The 243-nt window shown below is 43.2% G+C and carries 1 protein-coding gene; it reads left to right on the forward strand.

Features of this window, described 5'->3' with window-relative positions:
- A partial coding sequence (locus AAEY87_RS14340) for an aldehyde dehydrogenase family protein (protein ID WP_350657651.1) occupies positions 1–243 on the forward strand: 243 nt, incomplete at both ends.

Below are 243 nucleotides of genomic sequence, written 5' to 3' on the forward strand. Positions count from 1 at the left end.
GTACTCACCTAGGCTTAGCAGCAGGTGTATTTACGCAAGACATTACCCGTGCACATCGTGTTATTCATCAAATGCAAGCCGGTATTTGTTGGATAAATGCTTATGGTGCCTCTCCTGCAGAAATGCCGGTTGGTGGTTACAAGATGTCTGGTATTGGTCGTGAGAATGGCTCTGAAACATTAAAAGCATACACCCAAATAAAAGCTGTTTACGTTGGTATGCAGTCACTTGAAAGCCCATTTT

It is taken from the genome of Psychrobacter sp. S1-30-MNA-CIBAN-0213 (assembly GCF_040309845.1).
Taxonomy (GTDB): domain Bacteria; phylum Pseudomonadota; class Gammaproteobacteria; order Pseudomonadales; family Moraxellaceae; genus Psychrobacter.